The sequence below is a fragment of the Carboxydocella sp. JDF658 genome (assembly GCF_002049395.1).
In the GTDB taxonomy this organism is placed as follows: Bacteria; Bacillota.
Window position 1 is genome coordinate 1 of record NZ_BDLR01000074.1, and the last position, 315, is coordinate 315.

General features: G+C 56.2%; 1 rRNA gene. It reads right to left on the reverse strand.

Features of this window, described 5'->3' with window-relative positions:
- A 23S ribosomal RNA gene (locus JDF658_RS10635) occupies positions 1 to 313 on the reverse strand; the annotation flags it as partial.
- Between the last annotated feature and the right edge of the window lie 2 nt (positions 314 to 315).

Sequence of the window (315 nt, forward strand, 5' to 3'; positions counted from 1 at the left end):
ACCCCATACCTGCAACACCGGCAGGTTTACACAGGTATGGTTTAGGCTCCTCCCCTTTCGCTCGCCGCTACTCAGGGAATCGCTGTTGCTTTCTTTTCCTCGGGGTACTGAGATGTTTCAGTTCCCCCGGTTCCCCCCGTACACCTATCTATTCAGTGCACGGTAGCCGGATATTACTCCGGCTGAGTTGCCTCATTCGGACACCTCCGGATCTAAGCCTGCTTGCGGCTCCCCGGAGCTTTTCGCAGCTTTCCGCGTCCTTCTTCGGCTCTTGGCGCCAAGGCATCCACCGTATGCCCTTAGTATCTTAACCTC